The organism is Rhizobium sp. AAP116, assembly GCF_001295785.1.
In the GTDB taxonomy this organism is placed as follows: Bacteria; Pseudomonadota; Alphaproteobacteria; order Rhizobiales; family Rhizobiaceae; genus Allorhizobium.
On the sequence record NZ_LJIB01000027.1, the window covers coordinates 52,549 to 74,761 of the forward strand.

Below are 22,213 nucleotides of genomic sequence, written 5' to 3' on the forward strand. Positions count from 1 at the left end.
GCATTGGAGCGCATGTCAGCGGTGCCCCGCCTGCAGAAGGGCTGGAATCTTCTCCTTCAGCCCGAAGAAGCCCTTCCGGGAATGTGGCCAGGCCATCCGATCCCACTCGCGGAGATATTCCGTGAAGGCGATGCCGAGCCTGTCGAACTCGCCTCGCACAGGGGCAATGGAAGACGCGACGGGGCCAACGGGCAGGAAAGCGGTTGCGACCTGTGTGCAGCCTGACGATTTTGCTGCGGAAGGAAGCTCACCAGGGGCGAGAGCCCCGCAGACTTCCGCATCCGGCCACACCTGTGCGGTACGTGCAAGAGCATCGGCGAGAGCAGTCTCGTCCCACGAGCTGCGACCTTTAAGATAAACGATGGACTTGACCGGTAGCGCGCGCATCGCGCCAACCTGCTCGACCGACAGATCCTCTGTGGTCAGCAGCAACAGAGTGGCTGCGGATGGATCCGGCGAAGAGGCCAGCCGAATGGGTGAAGGTGAAGGGGTCCGTACACTGTCTGCGGGAATGAGGGCCGTGCGTGCCAGGCCAGCAGGCGAAAAGCGGCCATCGGTCATCGAGCGGATGCGCTCGGCATCGGCGAGATAGGCCTTGCCGGCCGTGTGCAGACCCGCCACCCAACGCCAGGACAGGGTGTTCGATGCCGGATCGGCGTCGATCAGACGGTCAAACATCGAGGCGGCGCCGAGTTCCCAGGGCAGCCCGAGCGTGAAGATCCAGATCGAGGCAAACTGCATGCGCGCCCAGTTGTGCAGATAGCCCGTCTCATTCAGTTCCTTGGTCCAGGCGTCGAAACAGTCGATGCCGGTCGATCCATCGATCGCCGAGGCATGGCGTTTGCGCAGTCCCGAGACTGCATCCAGCTGCTCCAGCGCTCGTTCGACGGCTGCGCCATAATCCTCCCAAACGGTTGGACGCTGCTCGAGCCAGCCCTTCCAGTAGGTGCGCCAGAACACTTCACTGACGAATTTTTCGGCCACCGCCAGTCCGTGCCGTGCCAGGACCGCGTCGACAACCTCCTGCTCGGAGATCAGCCGTCTGCGCAGCGCGGCAGACAATCGCGATACATGCACATGCTCTCCCTGCCCCTGTTCCTTGTTGCGCAAGCGTGCATAGGCAGCACCCGCATGCGGCAGAAAATCGTCCAGGCGTTGAAGGGCGTCGCTGTGGGTCAGCGGGAAGTCGAAGTCTGCCATCGTTACTCCAGATGCGTTCAATCCGGCTGGCACTGACTGATGCCTGCCGAACAACACTACGGCTCCGCGTCGAAGGCGGACCTGCGCTCCTTCGTCACGATCTGAGCCCTGGCGCAGAACAGCTACGCCCACAGGCACAGTTCAAAAATATGATTTATTAAGTCATCTTTATTGACCCAGCGCCTGCATCCGGCCAATAGTGCGCCGCGCCATGACGCATGTGCAGGTCACCGAAACCGGGTGAGAGGCCAGTGGTTTGACATATCTCCATTCGATGCAGTCCGAAATCGAGGGCATTCGCGCCCTCATGCCGCCCAGATGGCGTTCCCTCGACGGCGTCGTCGGTGTCCACTGGGAAGCGGAAGGCCATGCAGGGGCAAACGGCTATTATCTCTCGCCGGATCCACGGATCGTCTTCTTCTTCAACGATGTCAGCAGCCAGATCCGGGTGGCGGACCGGGCGGAAGAACTGGACCGGGGCGAGCGGGGCATGGCACGCGCCATCTATGTGCCGGCCGGCATGCCGATGTGGACGAAGTTCAGCAGCCGCCATCGCTTTTCCCACCTCGACCTGCATCTGCACCAGGAACGGCTGATGCGGTATTTCACGCCGGCTGTCGGCTCATCGGCGGCGCGGGCCATCATCAGGCAGCCGGTTGAACTGCAGGATCCCGGTCCCCTGGCCAGCCTTGCGACGCTTGTGGTCGACGAGCTGTCGACGGATGGCAGGCATCCAGCCTTTGCAGAGAACCTGGTAGGCAGCATCATCACCGGACTTCTCGACCTGCGGGTGAGCGAAGGGCGAACTGCTGCGCATGCCGGGCATCTCACCAAAGCGCAACTGAACCGGCTTTCCGGCTATTTCGCCAATTGCGGCGGACGCCGTTTGAGCGTGCGAGAGATGGCCGATGTCGTTGGCCTGTCGGAGAGCTGGTTCGCCACGGTGTTCCGTCAGACCACCGAAATGACGCCGCTCCAATGGCAATTGTCACGCCGGATCGACATGGCGCGGCAGATGCTTTCGGAAACGGAGATGAGCATCGCTGGCATCAGTGCGCAGCTCGGCTTTTCCGACCAGGCGCATCTGACCAAGGTGTTCCGCAGCATCACCGGGGAGACCCCGGCCGTCTGGCGACGCAAACAACAGCATTCGATCTAGATGGCCGAGGGCTCGTCGCACTCTGCGCGGCGAGCCCTCGCTGTTTTTCACCAGGTCTGGCGAAGGGTCGCGTAGATGGCGCGTCCGGGATTGTAGTAGAGGGCACCGCCATCGTTGTTGGCGATGTGCTTTTCGTCGAACAGGTTGCTGACGTTCAGCTGGAAGCTCGTGTTTTCCTTGATCGCATAGGTGAAGGAGGCATCGAAGACCACCGCGCCATCGGATTTGCGGGTGTTGGCGTTGTCGAAATAGTAGGAGCCGATGAAGCGCGCCCCTGCCCCGAACGTCATGTCGCCGCGATCACCGTTGCCTGGGAGCGTGTAGGTACCCCAGAGCGAGGCCATGTGCTCGGGAACCTGAGACATGCGCTTGCCGTTCACCGAGCTCGAAGCGGTACTCGTATCCTCGATCTTCGAGTCAATGTAGCTGTATCCGGCGATCAGCCCGAAGTTCGACGTGACCTCCAGCTTTGCTTCGAGATCCAGACCGCGATGGCGCACTTTTTCGACCGTGGTCGCAAGGTAGAACGGCCCCTCGGATGTGGTGATGTTTTCGAGCGTCAGGTCGTAGATCGAGGCGGTGACCAGACCGGGGAAGGCGTCGGGACGATATTTGACACCGACCTCGTACTGCGAGCCATAGAGAGGCTCGTTGCCCGTGCTTGGCGGGGCGACAGACTCGGCATAGCTGACATAGGCCGCCAGTTCCTCGGTGACCTTGTAGCTCAAACCGACGCGCTTGCTGAACTCACTGTAGTCGCGCGACTTGGACACCCGGGTCCCCAGATCGGTCTCTTCGAGATCGAGCCAGTCGTTGCGCAGGCCGACACTGGCCGTGACGCGGTCCGAGAAGATCAGATCCTGCTGCAGATAGATGGCCCGCGTGCTTCGGTCGTTGCTCTTGCGGGTCGAGAGCGGGATCGCCGACGGCAGACCTGCGTAGACGGGATTTTGCCAATCGATCGAAGGCGTACCTGCGCCCCAGAGATAGCCGGACTCGTTGGTGGATTCGATGCTGTTGTAATCGACACCCGCGAGGGTGCGGCTCTCCAGCTGATCGAAGCTTGTCTCGTACAGCAGATGGGCATCGACTATGAACTGCTCGCTTAATCCGGAGCCGAGAGAGTAGATTCGGTTTGCCCTGGTGTCCGACAGGTCGGCAGCACCGCTGGAATCATAGATATAAGCAAAGCCGGTGTCGCGGTTGGAATTGCTGTAGCGCGCACTGGAATTGAAACTCAGGCCATTGCCGAAATCGTGGTCGAACAGCATCGTATAGGTATTGCGGTTCGTCGAATCGTAGTTGAAATCGGGCTCCCCGAAGAACCGGTCCCGATCGAAATCCGTGTGGAGCGGATGGCCACCACCGCTCGGGGTCACATTCCGGTCGAGGTGATCGAAGACGAATGTCAGATTGGTCATGTCGGTGGGACGCCAGGTCAAACCGCCCATGATGAAGTTCTCGTCGTTCTCCGAGAAATCATACTCGCCATCGGCGCGCTGGAACTTGCCGATCAGGCGATAGGACAGGGTGTCGTCTTCCGTCAGATTGTCGCCGAAGTCGAAGCCCGTCTCCTTGTGGGCGAAGGATCCGACCGTGCCATAGACCTCGCCGAACCGCTCGCTGCGCGGCGTCTTCGTCACATAATTGATGGCACCACCCGGATCGGAAACGCCGAAGCCGGTCGAATTGGCGCCCTTCAGGATCTCAAGCCTCTCGAAGGCATAGGGTTCCTCCTTCACGCCCAGCCAGGTGCGGCCGATGGCGAGACCGTCGCGATAGGTGTAGGGCGAAAAGCCACGAATGGTGACGTAGTCGAAACGGTCGTCCGATCCGTAGAAATCGGTGGTCACGCCGGCCGTGTACTGCACGACCTTCTCGATGCTGTCGGCACCGCGCTGCTCGATTTCCCTGGATGTGACGACGGAAACGGTCGCAGGCGTTGTCAGGATCTCGCCGGGCATCTTGCCGACAGCGCTCGATTGGGTCGCGACGATCGACTTGGAATCCGCGTCAGCCTTGCCGGCCCCTTCGACGGTGATCGTCTGCAGAACGGTCGTGTCGCCGTCGGTATCGGCGTCCTGAGCGACGGCGAATACCGGCATCAAGGCTACGAATGCCGTGCAGCCCAGAAGAATGCTGATGCGATGGCGAAGGGAGACGCGCGTGGCGCCCCGGGCGGAAATGGCTCTGATCATGTTGCTTCCAGAATTTGACGTTCCGACATTCCCACACGATGAACATTGAGGATCATCGTCGGGCGCCGACCGACACCGGATCCAGCTCTGCAGTCTCCTGTGGCCCTATCCCTGAGCCCCGGCCGCTGCAGTCCGAGATCGGATCGGTCTGCACGCCTTTAACTGGATAATTTTCATCCAGTATTGTAGATTTCTCTCTTTTGTAAAATCCCCCGGAAATTCAAGAGCCGATGTCGTCAGCTCGGTCCAAATTGCTTGACCCCAGGAATTGAAGCTGAGAGGGACAGTCAACTTAACCAAGGGATGATTGGGACCCATGCGGATCAATTTGCATCACCTGGCGCCTCTTGCGGCCATCTTGCTGTCCCTCTCCGGCTCGACGGTCGTTGCTGCCGAGGAGGCTGGCTTTCCCCTCGAGATCAGCCATGCGCTCGGGCAGACGACCGTTCCCGAAAAACCGCATCGCGTGGCAACTGTGGCTTGGGCCAACCACGAAGTCCCGCTTGCCCTCGGCATCGTTCCGGTCGGCATGGCGGCTGCGAATTTCGGTGATGATGATGGCGACGGGCTGCTGCCCTGGGTTTCGGAGCGTCTGAAGTCCCTTGGGGCCGACGCGCCCGTCCTGTTCGACGAGGGGGATGGCATCGACTTCGAGGCGGTTGCCGGGACGGCACCGGATGTCATCCTTGCCGCCTATTCCGGACTGAGCCAATCCGACTACGACACCTTGAGCCAGATCGCCCCCGTTATCGCCTATCCGCAGGCCCCGTGGTCGACGGACTGGCGTGAAACGATCCGCTTTGACAGCGCCGGCATGGGCATGGCGCCTGATGGTGAAGCGCTGATTGCCGATATCGAGCAGAAGATCGCAGCCGAGGTCGCCAAGTATCCTGAACTCAACGGCAAGCGGGCGATGTTCGTCACCCATCTCGACGCGACCGACCTCAGCATCGTCAATTTCTATACGACCCAGGACACCCGCGTTCGGTTCTTCGCCGATCTCGGGCTTTCGATGCCGAAAAGCGTGATGCAGGCATCGACGACCGGCAGCTTCGCCGGCTCGATCAGCGCCGAGCAGATCGATCTCTTCGATGACGTCGACATTCTCGTGACCTATGGCGACCAGGCGTTGATCGAGGCCATGAAGGCCAATCCTCTCCTGTCCCATATGCCGGCCGTGAAGCATGACGCCATCGTCACGCTTGGCCGCGATCCCGTGGGCACTGCGGCCAATCCCACCCCACTGTCGATCACCTGGGTGTTGCCCGCCTATGTGGAAAAGCTCGCGGACGCGGCGCGAAAGACGGAATGATTTCTGCTCGCTCCCTTTCCTCCGCCCATCGGCCGTCTCTTGCGAAGACTCCCAAGGGCAGCTTGGTTTGGCTGGCCGCAGCAATCGGGGTCAGCATCGGCGTCGCCTTGCTGTCCCTCACCATCGGCACCCGCGATGTACTGCTGTCGGAGGTGCTGGCGGCCCTGGCCGGGGACGTCTCGACGCTTGACCGCGCCGCGGTTGCGACCCGTGTGCCGCGCACCGTTCTGGCACTGCTCGCCGGTGCGGCCCTTGGCCTTGCCGGCGCCGTCATGCAGGGCGTGACGCGCAATCCGCTCGCCGATCCCGGCATCCTCGGCGTCAATGTCGGCGCATCGCTTGCCGTTGTGGTGGGGGTGGCGTGGTTCGGCATCAGCTCGGCTGATGCCTTCATCTGGATTGCCATCGCGGGCGCCGCTGCCACAGCCGTCTTCGTCTATGTCATCGGTTCGATGGGACGCGGTGGCGCAACGCCGCTGAAGCTCGCCCTTGCCGGTACGGCAACCACGATCGCCTTTTCATCGCTGGTGATTGCCGTCGTCTTGCCGCGTGCAGACATTGCCGGCGGCATCCGCTCCTGGCAGATCGGCGGCGTCGGCGGCGCCACCTTCGAGCGGATGGAGCACATCTATCCGTTTCTTCTGGTCGGGTTTCTGCTGTGCCTGCTTTCAGCGCGACGCCTGAATGCTCTGGCGCTCGGTGACGAACTTGCCGCGGGGCTTGGCGAGCGCGTGGCAGTGGCACGAGGCATGGCAACGCTCGGTGCCGTCGTGCTGTGTGGCGCGACGACAGCCGTCTGCGGCCCAATCGGTTTCGTCGGCCTCGTTGTCCCGCATGCCTGCCGGCTGCTGGTTGGCGTGGATCATCGCTGGCTTCTGCCATTCTCGGCCATAGGCGGGGCCATCCTGCTGACGGCGAGTGATATTCTCGGTCGCCTTGCGGCACGCCCGTCCGAACTCGAGGTCGGCGTCGTGACCGCCCTTATCGGCGCGCCGGTCTTCATCTTCATCGTTCGTCGGCAGAAGGTGAGAGATCTGTGACCCTTCTTCGATCCGATGCTTCCCTGACAGCAATGGTCGCGACAAACCGCAAGCATCGAACGCGCCGACGGCTGGTCATGCTGGTCCTTATTTTGACCCTCATTCTTGCCGGCTTCACGCTGACGCTGATGGCCGGCCGAACCTTCACGCCGTTTGGAGACGTCATCCGCGTCCTCAGCGGCGAACAGGTTACCGGGGCGGATTTCACGGTGGGGCAGCTGCGCCTGCCGCGTGCCGTGCTCGCCATTGCGGCCGGCATGAGTTTCGGCCTCGGGGGAGCGGCCTTCCAGAAGCTGTTGCGCAATCCTCTCGCCAGCCCCGACATCATCGGCATCACCTCAGGCGCGAGTGCGGCGGCGGTGTTTGCCATCGTGGTGCTTTCGATCAGCGGGCCTGTCGTCTCTCTTCTGGCCGTAGGAGCGGGCCTTGCGATAGCGCTTCTGGTGCATGGCCTCGCCTCGAAAAACGGCGTTGCCGGCCCGAGGCTGATCCTTATCGGGATCGGCGTCTCTGCCATGCTCGAAAGCATGATTGCCTATATCCTGTCGCGCGCTCCCGCCTTCAGCCTGCAGGAAGCGATGCGCTGGCTGACCGGCAGCCTCAACGGCGCCAAGCTGGATCAGGCCCTTCCGCTGATTGTCGCGCTTTGTGTGCTGGGCAGCATGCTTCTGACCAAGGCGCGCGATCTCGATGTCATGCGGGCCGGCGACGATACGGCAACCGCGCTCGGTGTAAACGTTGCCTCGACCAAATTCCTGGTCATCGTCTGCGCCGTCGGACTGATCGCCACCGCAACCGCGGTCACGGGCCCTATCGCCTTCGTCGCCTTTCTCGCAGGCCCGATCGCGAGCGGTGTCTTCGGGCGGCGCAGTTCGATCATTCTGCCGGCCGCCGTGGTCGGCGCCTTGCTGGTCCTCGCGGCAGATTTCGTCGGCCAGTTTCTCTTGCCGAGCCGTTACCCGGTCGGCGTGGTGACCGGGGCGCTCGGGGCGCCATACCTCATCACCCTGATCATCAGGAGCAACCGTCGGGGAGCTGCGACATGACCGATCAACGCCTCGAAGCAAAAAACCTTTCGGCCGGTTACGGTGAAAGCCTCGTCCTTCGGGACCTCGACCTCAGCCTTCCATCCGGCCAGATCACCGCCATCGTCGGCGCCAATGCCTGCGGCAAGTCGACCTTGCTCAAGGCGCTGTCGCGGCTGATCGAGCCCAAGGCCGGCGAGGTTCTGCTCGACGGCAAGGCGCTCCACAAGCTGCCGACCCGCGAACTCGCGCGCCGGCTGGGGCTTCTGCCACAATCCCCGATCGCGCCTGATGGCATCACGGTCATGGATCTGGTGAGCCGTGGTCGCCATCCGCATCACGGCCTGTTTCAATCCTGGACCAGGGACGACGACCAGGCGGTCGCCGATGCCCTGGCGGCCACGCAGACGGCGGACCTTGCAGACAGGCCGGTGGACGAGCTGTCGGGTGGCCAGCGGCAACGGGTCTGGATCGCGATGGCACTCGCCCAGGAGACCGAGTTCCTGCTGCTCGACGAGCCGACGACCTTTCTCGACATCAGCCACCAGATCGACGTGCTGGATCTCCTGACCGATCTCAACCGCAGCCGCGGCACGACCATCGTGATGGTCTTGCACGACCTGAACCTTGCGGCTCGCTATGGAGATCATCTCGTCGCCATGCTGGATGGAAGCCCCTTCCAATGCGGCAGCCCGGAAACCGTCCTGACCGAAGACATGGTGCGCCGGGTGTTCAATCTCGAGGCCCGGATCCTCACCGATCCGACCTCCGGCCGACCGATGATGCTCCCGATCGGGCGTCACAACATGCAACCCTCGTCCTCCCTCACTCGACTGGCGCATTCATGAGCGAACTTCAACCCACAAAACTTTCAGGTATTGCCCGCCCAGCCGATGTCGGCGCCATGCTCGCCGAAATCTGCGAACACTTCGTCGAGCACTCGGACGTGGTTCACGCTGATGGCGTAGCCACGCTCAAATCGCAGGACTGGACGATCCACATCGTGGCGGCCGAAGACGTGCTGCAGATCGAGATCAGCACCTTGGGCGAAGAGGCGCTGGCCGTCACGCAGACCATGTTTGCCGAACATCTCTTCTATTTCGCCGGGGATGAACCCTTCTCGCTTGAGTGGTCAAAGCCAGCCGCGAAGGTGAAACCACCCGGTTTCCACGAGGCGACCGTCGTCGGCGTCAAGGATGTCACGCCAAGGATGCGGCGGGTGACGCTCTCCGTCGCCGACGTCACGCCCTTTCTCGATCGCAACATGCATGTGCGGCTGCTCGTGCCGCCGAAAGATCAGACACCTGTCTGGCCTCACCTTCAGGAGAACGGACGCATCGGCTGGCCCGACGAGTTGCTCGTGCGGATCTACACGATCCGTTACGTCGACGCGGAAGCACGCCAGATCAGCCTGGATATCCTTCAGCATCCGGCCGAAGGTGTCGCCACACCGGGCGCGGATTTCGCGCGGGACTCTGAGATCGGCCAGCAGGTGGCGATCATGGGACCCGGCGGCGGCGGCTTGCCCGCTGCGCAGGACATCTTCTTTGCCGGCGACGAAAGTGCGCTGCCAGCGATTGCCCGGATGGTCGAGGAAGCGCCATCAAGCATGACAATGCGGGCAATCATCGAGGTCGAAGATGCCGGTGAAGAACAGCCATTGCGAGGTCTGTCTCCCGTCCATGTCGAATGGCTTCACCGATCATCCTATTCGGTCGGCGATGCCTATGTTCTGGTCGATCGGGTCAAGACGGCGCTCAAGGACGTGGAGGACGAGACCTTCGTCTGGTTCGCGGGCGAAAAGGCGGATGTGCGGACGATCAAGCGTCATCTTGCCGAGAAGGCGCGCGACCGACGACGCCAATACGTCGCCTGGTATTGGGAGAAAGAGAGCTGAGAGCCCGATCTTTTCAGCCCCCGGCGCCAAAGGGGCCGTTCCTCGCCATTTCAGGATACTGAACGGTTTCGTCGCTGCCGGTGTCGACAGACTGGGAAGCCGGGACGGACAGACGCACGCCAAAGCCGCCTGCAGCGCTTGTCACCCGTTCATCGATGAACGTGATGCCCGCTTCTTCGAGAACGGCGCTTATCTGAGCGCGCGCGCTTGCTTCATCCTCGGCGCCCTCGTCAGCGTTCTCCAGTCGCTCGAGCGTTGAGACAGAAAGGCCAACTCGGTCGGCGAGCTGCGCCTGCGTCATGCCGAGCAGCATTCTGGCTGCTGAAACCTGTTTTCCTGTGGTCACGGACGTCCTTTCGGGTTTGCTTGACGCAAGCGTCGAAACCACTCGCCGTAAGGCTAACTAGAAGCGCGTGGCTGCTGATCAAGCTTTCGTCACCCCGTTGAGCGGAACACGTCGAGGCCGCCCGCGCAATTTTCAAGGGTCCGCCCGAGCGAGATACGCCAGGATTCGCGAATATTCCGTCGAATAAACAGGCATTTGATAAAACCGGCAGAGCAAATTCAGAAGAATCTTAAGGAACGCGTGCTGAATTAGGACCTCAAAGGAGACCTACCATGCGCTTCATCGTTTCAACCGTCCTCTGTCTTTTCCTGACTTGCCTTGCCGGTGCGGCATCGGCCGCGGGCGAGGTATGGATGGCGGCTAAGGCGACGGCACAGGTCGCCTACACCGTCGACAAGAAGACCTGGGTCCCGCTGCAGAGAGGTATGCAGGTTCCCAACAAGGCCTGGATCTCGACCGGGCCGCGGGGGCGGTTGCAGCTGGTGCGCGGTACGGAAAGCATCGCCTTTCAGCCGAATACACTGGCGGCGATCATTACCCGGGGCCAGGATATCAGCCGCAAGACCGAGGTGGTTCAGCAGGTGGGCGAGATCAGCCTCGAAATCGAGAAACGGCAGCGTCCGCATACGACGGTGCAGACCCCGTTCCTGGCGGCAGTGGTCAAGGGCACGCAATTCACCGTCAAGGTCGGCAAGGCCAATGCTGCGGTCGCTGTCGAACGGGGCCTAGTTCAAGTGACCAGCTTTAGCAGTGGTGAGCGTAGCGACTTGGGGGCCGGCCAGGGTGCGCAGGTGGATGCATCCGGCATGACCGTCGCTGGGCTTTCGGAAAAACCGCAGATCACGCGTGTGGCGCCCTCGAATGCCAAGGTTCCGGCAGCAGGCAGCGTCGTCAAGGCGACGTCGACGATGGATGAAGCCAAGGGCGCTATGGACGCGGGCAAATCCAAAAGCAGTGTTGCTGGCAACAGCAATGCTGGTGGCAACGGCAACGGCGGTGGCAACGGCAACGGTGGCGGAAACAGCAACGGTGGCGGAAACGGCAACGGTGGCGGAAACGGCAACGGTGGCGGGAACGGCAACGGCAATGCCGGCGGAAATGGCAACGGTGGCGGAAACGGCAATGCCGGCGGCAACGGCAACGGTGGCGGGAACGGCAACGGCAATGCCGGCGGAAATGGCAACGGCAAAAGCGACCGCTGATGATGATGGCTTTCGTCACACCACCGCCAGGATACGCGCATGACGGATAGCATTCGCCCTGCACGTGGCTTCCTCGCAAGGCTGGTTTCGTTTCGGGTCGCCATGATCGCCGTGATCATGGCGCTGCCGCTCATCTTGCCATCAATCTCGGTCGTACAGCATCTCGACAACGATCTGAGCGCCTTTCGCGCCGCTGCGGCCCCCCGTGCTGCCAGCGGCGACTTCGTATTCGTCGCGATCGACAAGAAAAGCCTGATCGAGGTTGGCACCTGGCCCTGGCCGCGCGCCGTACATGCCGAGCTGATCGACAGGCTCGTGGCGGCTGGCGCTCAGGACATCTTCCTGGATATCGACTTCAGCACCCCCTCCCAGCCGGAAAATGATGTCCGGCTTGCAAAAGCTCTTGAAGAGGCCGGTGGCGGTGTCATCCTGCCGATTTTCCGTCAGCAGTTCGGTGCCCGGTCATCGGATCCGCTGACTGTGACTGCGCCGCTGCCGATCTTTGCTGAGCATTCCTGGCCGGCTTTGGTGGATGTTGCGCTGGATGACGATGGCTTGATGCGGTCCTTCCCGGTGACGGAACTCATCGACGGTATTCCGACGCAATCGGCGCCCGCAGTCCTTGCCGGCTACAGTGATGCACGGACCAGCCGGCTCGAGATCGACTTCTCCATTCGGCCTGAAACAGTTCCCACCTATTCGGTCACCGATATCCTCTCCGGCGCTGTCGGACGCGATGCCATCGATGGCAAGTCGGTGGTGGTCGGCGCCTATGCCACGGAACTGAAGGACCTCTTTGCCGTGCCCGTCTATGGCATCCTCAGCGGGCCGATGCTGCATGTGCTGGCAACAGAGACACTGGTCCAGGAGCGAATTCTCCGGCCACTGCGCACCGAGCCGATCGGCCTGCTGCTCGCGGCCTTGATCATCGCCTATACGCTGACATTCCATCGCCAGTCGCTGGGCGTGCCGCTCGCAGCGTCCGCAGCCTTGCTGACGATTGCCGAGGCGGTCTCCTTCCTCCTCTACAAGCACGAGGCCCTGGTCTTCCACACCGCCAGCCTTTGGCTGATGTTCGCCTTCGGCTTTTTCATGCTGATGGCCGAAAAAGTGGGGCTCAGCGGATGGCTGGCGGAGCTCGCGGTAACGGAGAATCGCGACATTCGCCGTGTCCTGAAGCGCATCATCAATGACAGCATCGACCCGGTCATCGTGCTCGATCAGAAGCGTAACCTGCTCGATGCAAGCCACACCCTAAGCGGCGTGCTCGAACGCGACGAAGCGGTTGTGCGCGGCAGCAATCTGAGTGTGTTTGCGCCCCCTGCCCTCACCGAGGCTCTGCTCGCGCTCGAAGCGATCCACATCACAGAGCCCCAGCAGATTCACAGCCAGACCGTTGCACTCGACATTCCGGGCCGAAAGGGCCGGCGCCATCTCGAAGCCGTGATCACGATCTCGCCCTTCGAAAGCCGTGGCGGCCAAGGGCTGTCACCGGTAGGCTCACATGTGACCTGCATCAGCCTGCGGGACGTGACGGCCCGCCGCCTCTACGAAACCAAGCTCGAAGAGATGGCACGGGTCGACGACCTCACCGGGCTCCTGACCCGACGCGGCCTGATCGACGCGATGGCAGCCACCGGACGCGGCTTCTCCGTCTTTGCCATCGACCTGCATCGCTTCGGCCATCTGAATGAAATGCTCGGCCGGGAAAAAGGCGACAGCGTCCTTCAGGCCGTCGCCGCCCGACTTCGGCGCCATGCGGGGATAGACGGCCTGACGGCCCGGCTTGCTGGCGACGTTCTCTGCTTGGCGACCGCCGGCATCGAGAGCGAGGATGCACTCGCTGAAAGTGCCGCGCAGTTGCTCGCACTCTTCGACACGCCCTTCGGTATCGACGGGATCAAGATCGAACTCAACGCCCGCATCGGCGCCTGCAGTGGCTCGGAAAACCTCGGCAGCCCGGGGAAATGGATCGAAGCAGCCGAACTGGCGCTCATCGATGCCAAACGGGTCGGAGGAAGTGGCTGGCGGGCGTATGACCCCGCCTCGACGCTGCGCAGGGCCCGCTCAAGGCTGCTCGAAGCAGAGCTGCGCACCGGGCTCGATCAGGGACAGTTTTTCCTGCTCTTTCAGCCCCAGGTCGCCCTCACCTCCGGGCGGCTCGTGGGCGCCGAGGCGCTTTTGCGGTGGCAGCATCCGACGCTCGGCATGATTTCGCCGGCGGAATTCATCAGCATCTCGGAAGCCAATGGCTTCATCTGCGATCTCGGCCAGTTCATGTTCCGGGAGGCCTGCAAGGCCGCCACGAACTGGCCCTCGCATGTCAGCGTCGCGGTCAACATTTCCCCGGTCCAGTTTCTGCGCGGCGATCTGCTTTCCGACATCCGTGCGGCGCTCGACGCCAGCGGTCTTCAGCCACATCGGCTGCATGTCGAGATCACCGAATCCATCTTCGTCGAACGCTCCGAGGAGCTTCTCACCAAACTGGATGCGCTGCGTGATCTCGGCGTGACCATTGCCCTCGACGACTTCGGGACAGGTTATTCATCGCTCAGCTACATCTCCAGCCTGCCGCTCGACAAGCTGAAGATCGATCAGTCCTTCGTCCGTGACATGGTCAGCGATCCCGCGGCCCAGAGTATCGTTCAGGCGGTCATGACGCTCGCCCACGGCCTCGGCCTCAAGGTGGTCGGCGAGGGTATCGAAAATGCGCTGCAGGCGGAAATGCTCACGGCCATGGGCTGCGAAGAAGGGCAAGGCTATCTCTTCGGCCGGCCGCAGTCGGCCCGCCAGATCCAGGCCCTGTCGGCCGCCCACTCGCTGCTTTCCGGCGGCCATGAAGCCTCTGTCAGCGCCCTGGCGCAGGCCGGGTGAGGACAAAGGCTGCACAGGCGACGAGGATGACGCCGATCAGCAGCTTCAGCCAAAGCTGCGGCGGCCCGAAGAAGACAACAATGCCGTAGCTCAGCGTCATCAACGACACCGATGCAATCTTGGCCCTTTGCGAAATCGCGCCTTCACGACGCCAGTCGATCAGCGGCTGTCCATAGCGGGGGTGGTCGAGCAACCATTGCTCGAAGCGCGGCGAAGACCGGGCGAAGAGCGCGGCTGCGAGGATCATGAAAGGCGTGGTCGGCAGAACCGGCAAGAAGATTCCGATGACCCCGATCCCGACCATCAGCCAGGCGCAGCCAAGAATGAGCAGGCGCATCAAGTCCCCTTCGCTGGCTGCCGTCGCTTCGACTGGAGATATGGCATGATTCGGGAACGACAAGGATTTTGAGGATTGCGGCAAATGCGGCGATTTTTCGTTTGCGCCGCAACAGGCCGGAATGCATCCTTGCCCGGCAATCCCACCTTCAGGAATTCAACTGACATGTCCAAGGTTACCCTCGTGCTCGGCGCCGGCATTATCGGCGTTTCCACAGCCATCCATCTCGCCCGTCGCGGGCGTTCGGTGGTGCTGGTGGACCGCCGGGGCGCCGGTGAGGAAACCTCTTTCGGCAATGCGGGCCTGATCCAGCGCGAGGGCGTCGTGCCCTATGGCTTCCCGCAGGAACTCGGGATGCTGATCCGCTACGGCTTCAACAACCGGATCGACGCGCATTATCATGCAAGTGCGATGCTGAAGCTCGTGCCGTTCCTGTCCCGCTACTGGTGGCATTCGAACAAGAGCCGCCATCAGGCGATTGCACGAGCGTATGCGCCACTGATCGAAAACTCGATCACCGAGCATCAGGACCTGATCCAGGCGGCAAAGGCCGACCATCTGATCCGCAAGGATGGCTGGATGGAGATCTTCCGCACGACGGCCAAACGCGACGGCGAGCTTGCCGAGGCCGCTCGCCTCGCCCGCGAATATGACGTCAGCTACAGGGCGCTCAGCCGCGAGGATCTGGCCAAGGAAGAGCCGCATATTCGCGGCGATTTCGTCGGCGGTCTGAAGTGGAACGATCCGTGGTCGGTCACCAATCCGCATGGCCTGACGCAGGCCTATCTCACCTATTTCCAGTCGCTCGGTGGACGCTTCGTCAAGGGTGATGCGACATCGCTGGAAACGGGCGCTTCCGGCAAGGGCTGGCGCGTAAAGACCGATGACGGGATGGTCGATGGCGACGATGTGGTGCTGGCACTTGGCCCCTGGTCGGAGGAAGTCACCCGAAAGTTCGGCTACCGCTTCCTGCTCGGGGTCAAGCGCGGCTACCACATGCACTACGCGCCCGAGGGCAATGCTGTCCTCAACAACTGGACCATGGATGCCGAGCGCGGCTATTTCCTGGCGCCAATGGAAAAGGGCATTCGCCTGACGACGGGTGCGGAATTTGCCAATCGCGATGCGCCCAAGTCTCCCGTCCAGCTCGCCCGGGCGGAAAAGGTGGCGCGCGAAATCTTCCCGCTGGCCGACAGGCTCGACGCCGAACCCTGGATGGGCGCCCGCCCCTGCACGCCCGACATGATGCCGGTCATCGGCAAGGCGCCGCGCCACGAGGGCATGTGGTTCGCGTTTGGCCATGCGCATCACGGCCTGACGCTGGGTCCGGTCACGGGCCGTCTGATCGGGGAAATGATGGACGGGGAGAAGACATTCATCGACGCAAAGGCCTGGAGCCCTGAGCGTTTTCGCCCCTGAAAAACAACGCGTTTCTAGCCCCCTTCTCAGGGGGCTAGCCTTTTTGGCGCCGAGGTGGTAGTCATCCCTCATAATTTGATCAAATTGTTTCCCGGTGGAAACAGGCCGGAACGAAGCTCGCGTCGCAAGAACGCCGCCGGTCGAGGGGATCAGGAAAAGACGGACAGTGGCATGCGCCGGTGTTTGATCCATAACGCGAAAAGCGTCTATCGTTAGCGGACCAGCATACGTTCGCGCCCTTATGCGCGTTTCGAACCCGATCGACATCAGCCACACGGTGATCCATGGACATGGCCGAAGAGGCACGCGAATTCTTCGCGGCAAATCCCGATATTGAAGTACTTGAAGCCTTCGTCATTGACGTGAACGGCGTGCCACGCGGCAAGTGGATCCCACGCGAGCGGGCCATCGACGTCTTGACCAAGGGCATGGCCATGCCGCGCTCGGTCTATGCCCTCGACGTATGGGGCCGCGACGTGAATGCCGCGGGCCTTGCCGAGGGAACCGGCGATCCTGATGGCATCTGCTTTCCGGTTCCGGGAACGCTCTCGCGCGTGACCTGGCTGTCGCGCCCGACGGCGCAGGTGCTCTTGCAAATGCACACGCAGGAAGGCGAGAGCTTCTACGCCGATCCGCGCCAGGTGCTCGGCAACGTGATGAAGCGCTTCACGGCGGCGAAACTGACGCCTGTCGTTGCCACAGAACTCGAATTCTACCTGATCGACCCGGTGCGCTCGGCGCTCGATCCGGTACGTCCGCCAAATACGCGAGACGGTCGCTGGCATACCGGCCAGACGCAGGTTCTGTCGATCTCCGAACTGCAGGACTTCGAAGAGGTCTTCCACGGCATTTCGACGGCCGCCCGCGCCCAGAACGTGCCGGCCGATACGACGTTGCGCGAAAACGGTCCCGGTCAGTACGAGATCAACCTCAATCACGTGCCGGATGCGCTGGCGGCTGCGGACTACGCGGTATTGCTCAAGCGCATCGTCAAGGGCGTGGCGCGCGCCAGCGATCTCGACGCGACCTTCATGGCCAAGCCCTATGGCACCCAGGCCGGTAGCGGCATGCATGTGCATTTCTCGATCCTGAACGAGAAGGGCGAGAACATCTATGTCGGCGAGGATGGACCCTCGGACGCCCTTTTCCATTCGGTCGGCGGGCTTCTCGAAAGCATGGGCGAGAGCATGGCGATCTTTGCACCGCACCAGAACTCCTATCGCCGCCTGCGCCCATCCGAACATGCACCGACCTATGCGTCCTGGGGCTTCGATAACCGGTCTGCTGCCGTTCGCGTCATCACCGCATCGAAGCCTGCGACTCGCATCGAGCATCGCGTCGCCGGATCCGACACCAATCCCTATCTGGTTCTCGCCATGATCCTGTCGGCGGCGCTCGCCGGCATGAAGGAGAAGCTTTCGCCCGGTGGGGCGATCTCCGGCGACGACCATGCCGTCAACCACGAGCCGCTGCCGACCAACTGGGACTATGCGCTTCAGCGCTTTGGCAAGTCGAGCTTTGCCTATGCGGCGCTCGGGCCGAAATATCGCAGCCTTTATACCGCCTGCAAGCAGCAGGAACTCTCGGAGTTCTCGCTGCGTGTGACCGACGTCGAATACGACGCCTATATCCGGACCGTGTGAGGTGAAGCCATGACGAAGTCGATCGGACCCAATCCCGGCCATGCGGCCACCTATTACGCAGCCTCTGCCCGCGACAAGCGCGTGCGCCCGAAGCTTGACGGGCAGCACACCGCCGATATCTGCATCATCGGCGCCGGCTTTACTGGCATTTCGGCAGCCCTTGAGCTTTCGGAAAAGGGCTATGCCGTGATCGTTCTCGAAGGCGATCGGATCGGCTTCGGCGCCTCGGGTCGCAATGGCGGTCAGATCGTCAACGGCTATAGCCGTGATCTTGAAACGATTGCAAAACGCTACGGGCAGGAAAAGGCGGATCGGCTCGGCGAGATGTCGCTCGAGGGTGGTCGGATCATCCGCGAGCGCGTGGCGAAATACGGGATCGAATGCGATCTCGTCGACGGCGGGTTCTTCGCAGCCTTCACCGACAAGCAGGTGAAGGAGATGGCGGACGTCCGGGCCCACTGGATGAAGCATGGGCATGACGGGCTGGAGATGGTCTCCAAGGCCGAGGTCGCCAAGTATGCCAAGACCGACCGCTATGTCGGCGGCATGATCGATCGCCACGGCGGCCATATCCATCCGCTCGATCTGGTGCTCGGCGAGGCGGCAGCGGCCGAAAGCCTCGGCGCCAAGATCTTTGAAAACTCCAAGGTCGTGCATCTCGACACCGGCCCGCAGCCCTTCGTCTGCACCGAGGGCGGCATTGTCAGGGCCAAGCACATTCTCGTCTGCGGCAATGCCTATATGGCCGGCATCGCGCCGAAGGTGACCGAGAAGATGATGCCGGTCTCCAGCCAGGTGATGGCCACGGAGCCGCTCGATGCCAAGCTGATCGAGGAACTGCTGCCCTCCAATTACTGCGTCGAAGATGCAAACTACGTGCTCGACTATTACCGCCGCACCGCCGACAACCGCCTGCTTTACGGCGGCGGCATCGGCTATGGCGGCCAGGACCCTAAGAACCTGACGGGCGTCATCCGGCCGAACATGCTGAAAACCTTCCCGCAGCTGAAGGACGTGAAGATCGACTATGCCTGGAGCGGCAATTTTGCCCTCACGCTGACCCGCATCCCGCATATGGGCAAGCTGTCGGACACGGTCTACTTCTCGCATGGCGACAGCGGCCATGGCGTGACGACGACGCATCTGCTTGGCAAGATCCTTGGCGAGGCTGTTCATGGCCAGATGAGCCGCTTCGATGTCTGGTCGTCGTTGCAGGCCTATCCGTTCCCGGGCGGGCGCATGTTCCGCGTGCCGTTCACGGCACTCGGTGCCTGGTATTACGGCATGCGTGATCGGCTCGGCGTTTGAGGAAAGAAGAGATGACCCGCACCGTCACCGTCGCCGCCACCCAGATGGCCTGCACATGGGATCTGCCCGGCAATATCGTACGGGCCGAAAAGCTCGTGCGCGAGGCTGCCGCAAAGGGCGCACAAATCGTCCTGATCCAGGAGCTGTTCGAGGCACCTTATTTCTGCCAGGACCAGATCGCCGAGTTCTTCGATCTCGCCAAGCCGGCCCATGACAATGCACTGATCGAGCACTTCGCAGCGCTTGCCGAAGAGCTCAACGTCGTCATTCCCGTCAGCTTCTTCGAAAAGGCCGGGCAGACGTTCTTCAACAGCGTGGCCATCGTCGACGCGACCGGGGACGTGCTTGGCATCTATCGCAAGAGCCATATTCCTGATGGTCCTGGATATACCGAGAAGTTCTACTTCTCGCCCGGCGATACCGGTTTCGAAGTCTGGGAGACGCGGCATGCGGCGATCGGCGTCGGCATCTGCTGGGACCAGTGGTTCCCGGAGGCGGCCCGTGCCATGGCGCTGCAGGGCGCCGAACTTCTGTTCTATCCGACCGCGATCGGCTCGGAGCCGCAGGATGCGAGTCTAGACAGCTCCGGCCATTGGCAGCGGGTGATGCAGGGGCATGCAGCGGCCAATCTCATGCCGGTCATCGCGTCGAATCGGATCGGCAAGGAAGATGGTCGCAAGGGCACCTCGCTTACCTTCTACGGCTCGTCCTTCATCTGCGACCAGACCGGTTCAATGGTGGCAACTGCCGACCGGGAGACTGAGACGGTGTTGACCGCGACCTTCGACCTCGATGGAATCGCAAGGCAGCGCGCCAGCTGGGGCCTGTTCCGAGACCGCCGGCCGGAGCTTTACGGCCCGCTCCTGGGTTACGAGGGCTGAAGCTCAGGCTTCCGCTTTCAGACCGTCGAGCGCGTCGGCGACGATGCCCTCGACGGTCTGATCGATCGAGACGGTGACAACGCCCGGCTCGCCGGTCGGGACTTCCAGGGTGGCGAGCTGGCTATCGAGCAGACCAAGCGGCATGAAATGGCCGGTGCGGGCGCCCATGCGGCGGCCGAGCAGTTCCCGTGAACCATCGAGATAGACGAAAGCGAGGCGGCCACCGGTCGCGGCACGCAAGTGTTCGCGGTAGATCTTCTTCAGCGCCGAGCAGGACACGATGATCCCCTCCCCGCGGGCCAAGGCGTCCGCCATGCGCTCGCCGATCACGGTCAGCCAGGGCCAGCGATCCTCGTCGGTTAGCGGCGTACCGGCGGCCATCTTCGCGACGTTGCTTTCGGGGTGCAGGACATCCCCCTCGATGAAGGGAAGCCCGAGACGGGCCGCGAGCGCCTCGCCGACCGAGGACTTTCCGCAGCCGCTGACTCCCATGACGATAACCGCCTGCGGGGCGGCCAGCTTGTTGTCCTGCGGCATGCTCTTCCTCTTCCTCAGCCCTCATCCAAGGGCCGCGACAATAGGAAGGTTCAGGCGAAATGCAATCCGCTCTCACTGTTTGCGCTTCTGCCGGTGGCCCGTTCCCTGGCTGCTCTCGCCTCTGCCCGGATGGATGCGGCGATCTTTTCCGCCATCATGATGACGGGGGCGTTGGTGTTGCCGCCAATCAGACGCGGCATGACCGAGGCGTCGACGACACGCAGCCCCACTATGCCCTTCAGCCTGAGATCGGGATCGACCACCGCATCGGCATCGGAGCCCATGCGGCAGGTGCCGACGGGGTGATAGATCGTGTCGGCGCGGGTACGGATCGCCGCGTCGAGTTCCGCATCCGACGTTCCGGCCGGATAGAGTTCAGGTCCGCGATAGCGATTGAATGCGGGGGCTGCCATGATCTCGGCCATCATGCGGGCACCCTTGCGCAGGGTTTCCAAGTCGCGCGGATCCGAGAGAAATGCGGGATCGATGAGCGGCGAAGCGGACGGATCGGTGCTCGCGAGCCGGACCGTGCCACGCGAATGCGGGCGCAAGACGCAGACATGGCAGGAATAGCCGTGGCCCCAATGTATCTTGCGCACGTGGTCGTCGACCATCGCAACGAGGAAATGCAGCTGGATGTCAGGACGATCGAGCGACGGATCGGTCTTCAGAAAAGCACCCGATTCCGCGCAGGTCGATCGCAGGTGACCCATACGCTCCGTGCGCCACTCGTTTGCGGCGCGCATCAGATCGCGCGTCGCCATGATACCCAAGCCGAACATGTCGGTATCCGGCGAGCGGAAGATCATGGTGTAGTCGAGATGGTCCTGGAGGTTGGAGCCGACTTCCGTTCGGTCCAGCACGACGGGAATGCCGAGGGAGGTCAGATGGTCTGCAGGGCCAATGCCCGAGAGCATCAGGATCTGCGGTGATTGAAGCGCCCCTGCCGACAAGAGCACCTCGCGATCGGCGCGGACGATCCGCTGCTCGTCCTTGCCGAAGCGATAGGCGACGCCGACCGCCCTGCCCTGTTCGACCAGGATGCGCGATACATGCGCTTCGGTGATGACGGTGAGATTGCGCCGCGTCATCACGTCGTGGAGATAGGCGGCAGCCGCCGAGCAACGCTCGCCGCGCTTTGGGCCGTTCCAGAACTGGGTGGCCTGATAGACGCCGGCCCCCTCCTGCATCGGCCCGTTGAAATCGTCGTTCTGACGGTGACCGCGCTGTTCGCAGGCCTTCAGGAAGGCCTGGTTGATCGGGCGCGCCCAGTTCTGATCGCAGACCTGAAGCGGGCCACCGCGGCCATGCAAATCGTCCGCCCCACGGATGTTGTCCTCGGCCTTCTTGAACCAGGGAAGGACGTCCTTCCACGACCAGCCTTCACAGCCGAGAGACGCCCACTCATCGTAATCGCCGGTATGCCCGCGGACATAGAGCATGGCATTGATCAGGCTCGATCCGCCAAGGCCGCGACCGCGCGGCTGGTAACCCCGACGTCCGTTGAGGCCCTCCTGCGGCACCGTCGAAAAACGCCAGTTTCCGCTCTTCACATGACCCGGCACAACAGCCGCTGACGCCATCGGCACGCGGGCGAAGATGCCGTCACCCCGACCGCCGGCTTCCAGCAGGCAGACGGTAACCGACGGGTCCTCGCTCAGCCGCGCCGCAAGGACCGAGCCGGCCGATCCGCCACCGATGATGACATAGTCGTACATGCTCCCCCCAGAGACCTGCACCAGCGACCCGTTTCAAGCCGCCCCAACCGGCAGATCTTAACTGCCGTGAACGTAAACGTAGCAGAGTGCCGGAAGGAAGCAAGGCGGGCGTAAAGG

General features: G+C 62.4%; 18 protein-coding genes. 12 read left to right on the forward strand and 6 right to left on the reverse strand.

Annotation, left to right across the window (positions count from 1 at the left end):
• Window positions 1-15 precede the first annotated feature (15 nt).
• Complete coding sequence (locus IP85_RS16475) at window positions 16-1,200, reverse strand: FAD-binding domain-containing protein (protein WP_054150767.1); 1,185 nt, start codon at window positions 1,198-1,200, stop codon at window positions 16-18.
• Window positions 1,201-1,456: 256 nt separating this feature from the next.
• On the opposite strand from IP85_RS16475, the gene IP85_RS16480 reads away from it, so the two are divergent.
• Window positions 1,457-2,359: an AraC family transcriptional regulator gene (locus tag IP85_RS16480; RefSeq protein ID WP_054150768.1), complete on the forward strand. Its 903-nt coding sequence runs from the start codon at window positions 1,457-1,459 to the stop codon at window positions 2,357-2,359.
• 47 nt (window positions 2,360-2,406) lie between these two features.
• On the opposite strand, the gene IP85_RS16485 is transcribed toward IP85_RS16480, so the two are convergent.
• Window positions 2,407-4,557 carry a TonB-dependent siderophore receptor gene (locus tag IP85_RS16485; protein ID WP_054150769.1) on the reverse strand — a complete coding sequence of 717 codons (2,151 nt, stop codon included), beginning with the start codon at window positions 4,555-4,557 and terminating at the stop codon, window positions 2,407-2,409.
• A gap of 316 nt (window positions 4,558-4,873) precedes the next feature.
• On the opposite strand from IP85_RS16485, the gene IP85_RS16490 reads away from it, so the two are divergent.
• From IP85_RS16490 to IP85_RS16510, 5 genes are all read left to right on the forward strand, one after another.
• Window positions 4,874-5,869 (forward strand): iron-siderophore ABC transporter substrate-binding protein, encoded by a 996-nt coding sequence (locus tag IP85_RS16490; protein ID WP_054150770.1) that lies wholly within the window; start codon window positions 4,874-4,876, stop codon window positions 5,867-5,869.
• A 62-nt stretch (window positions 5,870-5,931) separates the two neighbouring features.
• A complete protein-coding gene (locus IP85_RS16495) occupies window positions 5,932-6,909 on the forward strand; it encodes an iron ABC transporter permease (protein ID WP_156322939.1) in 978 nt (325 codons plus the stop codon).
• 32 nt (window positions 6,910-6,941) lie between these two features.
• Complete coding sequence (locus tag IP85_RS16500) at window positions 6,942-7,955, forward strand: iron ABC transporter permease (protein WP_054150923.1); 1,014 nt, start codon at window positions 6,942-6,944, stop codon at window positions 7,953-7,955.
• Entirely contained in the window at window positions 7,952-8,782 is an 831-nt protein-coding gene (locus IP85_RS16505) for an ABC transporter ATP-binding protein (protein WP_054150772.1), read from the forward strand. Before IP85_RS16500 ends, IP85_RS16505 begins: the two co-directional genes overlap by 4 nt.
• Window positions 8,779-9,831, forward strand: coding sequence for a siderophore-interacting protein (locus IP85_RS16510; protein WP_054150773.1), 1,053 nt, complete (start codon window positions 8,779-8,781; stop codon window positions 9,829-9,831). Before IP85_RS16505 ends, IP85_RS16510 begins: the two co-directional genes overlap by 4 nt.
• 13 nt (window positions 9,832-9,844) lie before the next feature.
• On the opposite strand, the gene IP85_RS16515 is transcribed toward IP85_RS16510, so the two are convergent.
• Complete coding sequence (locus IP85_RS16515; protein ID WP_150127448.1) at window positions 9,845-10,177, reverse strand: helix-turn-helix transcriptional regulator; 333 nt, start codon at window positions 10,175-10,177, stop codon at window positions 9,845-9,847.
• A 272-nt stretch (window positions 10,178-10,449) separates the two neighbouring features.
• On the opposite strand from IP85_RS16515, the gene IP85_RS16520 reads away from it, so the two are divergent.
• Together IP85_RS16520 and IP85_RS16525 are read left to right on the forward strand one after the other, a co-directional pair.
• Window positions 10,450-11,379: a FecR domain-containing protein gene (locus tag IP85_RS16520; protein WP_054150775.1), complete on the forward strand. Its 930-nt coding sequence runs from the start codon at window positions 10,450-10,452 to the stop codon at window positions 11,377-11,379.
• Between the two features lie 39 nt (window positions 11,380-11,418).
• Window positions 11,419-14,253: an EAL domain-containing protein gene (locus IP85_RS16525; RefSeq protein WP_054150776.1), complete on the forward strand. Its 2,835-nt coding sequence runs from the start codon at window positions 11,419-11,421 to the stop codon at window positions 14,251-14,253.
• Here the strand turns inward: IP85_RS16525 and IP85_RS16530 are convergent.
• Entirely contained in the window at window positions 14,228-14,590 is a 363-nt protein-coding gene (locus tag IP85_RS16530; protein WP_054150777.1) for a YbaN family protein, read from the reverse strand. The two genes, IP85_RS16525 and IP85_RS16530, sit on opposite strands and share 26 nt — an antisense overlap.
• A gap of 165 nt (window positions 14,591-14,755) precedes the next feature.
• On the opposite strand from IP85_RS16530, the gene IP85_RS16535 reads away from it, so the two are divergent.
• The 4 genes from IP85_RS16535 to aguB all read left to right on the forward strand — a co-directional run bounded on the left by IP85_RS16535 (window position 14,756) and on the right by aguB (window position 19,841).
• The gene (locus IP85_RS16535; protein ID WP_054150778.1) at window positions 14,756-16,009 is read left to right on the forward strand and encodes an FAD-binding oxidoreductase; all 1,254 of its coding nucleotides are present in this window, start codon (window positions 14,756-14,758) and stop codon (window positions 16,007-16,009) included.
• A gap of 284 nt (window positions 16,010-16,293) precedes the next feature.
• Window positions 16,294-17,652, forward strand: a complete 1,359-nt coding sequence (locus IP85_RS16540) for a glutamine synthetase family protein (RefSeq protein WP_054150779.1) — start codon at window positions 16,294-16,296, stop codon at window positions 17,650-17,652.
• Window positions 17,653-17,661: 9 nt separating this feature from the next.
• Window positions 17,662-18,960 carry an FAD-binding oxidoreductase gene (locus IP85_RS16545; protein ID WP_054150780.1) on the forward strand — a complete coding sequence of 433 codons (1,299 nt, stop codon included), beginning with the start codon at window positions 17,662-17,664 and terminating at the stop codon, window positions 18,958-18,960.
• Between the two features lie 11 nt (window positions 18,961-18,971).
• Entirely contained in the window at window positions 18,972-19,841 is an 870-nt protein-coding gene (gene aguB, locus IP85_RS16550) for an N-carbamoylputrescine amidase (RefSeq protein WP_054150781.1), read from the forward strand.
• Between the two features lie 3 nt (window positions 19,842-19,844).
• On the opposite strand, the gene IP85_RS16555 is transcribed toward aguB, so the two are convergent.
• Together IP85_RS16555 and IP85_RS16560 are read right to left on the reverse strand one after the other, a co-directional pair.
• A complete protein-coding gene (locus IP85_RS16555; RefSeq protein ID WP_054150782.1) occupies window positions 19,845-20,378 on the reverse strand; it encodes a gluconokinase in 534 nt (177 codons plus the stop codon).
• Between the two features lie 50 nt (window positions 20,379-20,428).
• On the reverse strand, window positions 20,429-22,096 hold the full coding sequence (locus IP85_RS16560; RefSeq protein ID WP_054150783.1) for a GMC family oxidoreductase N-terminal domain-containing protein: 1,668 nt from the start codon (window positions 22,094-22,096) through the stop codon (window positions 20,429-20,431).
• Window positions 22,097-22,213: the final 117 nt, after the last annotated feature.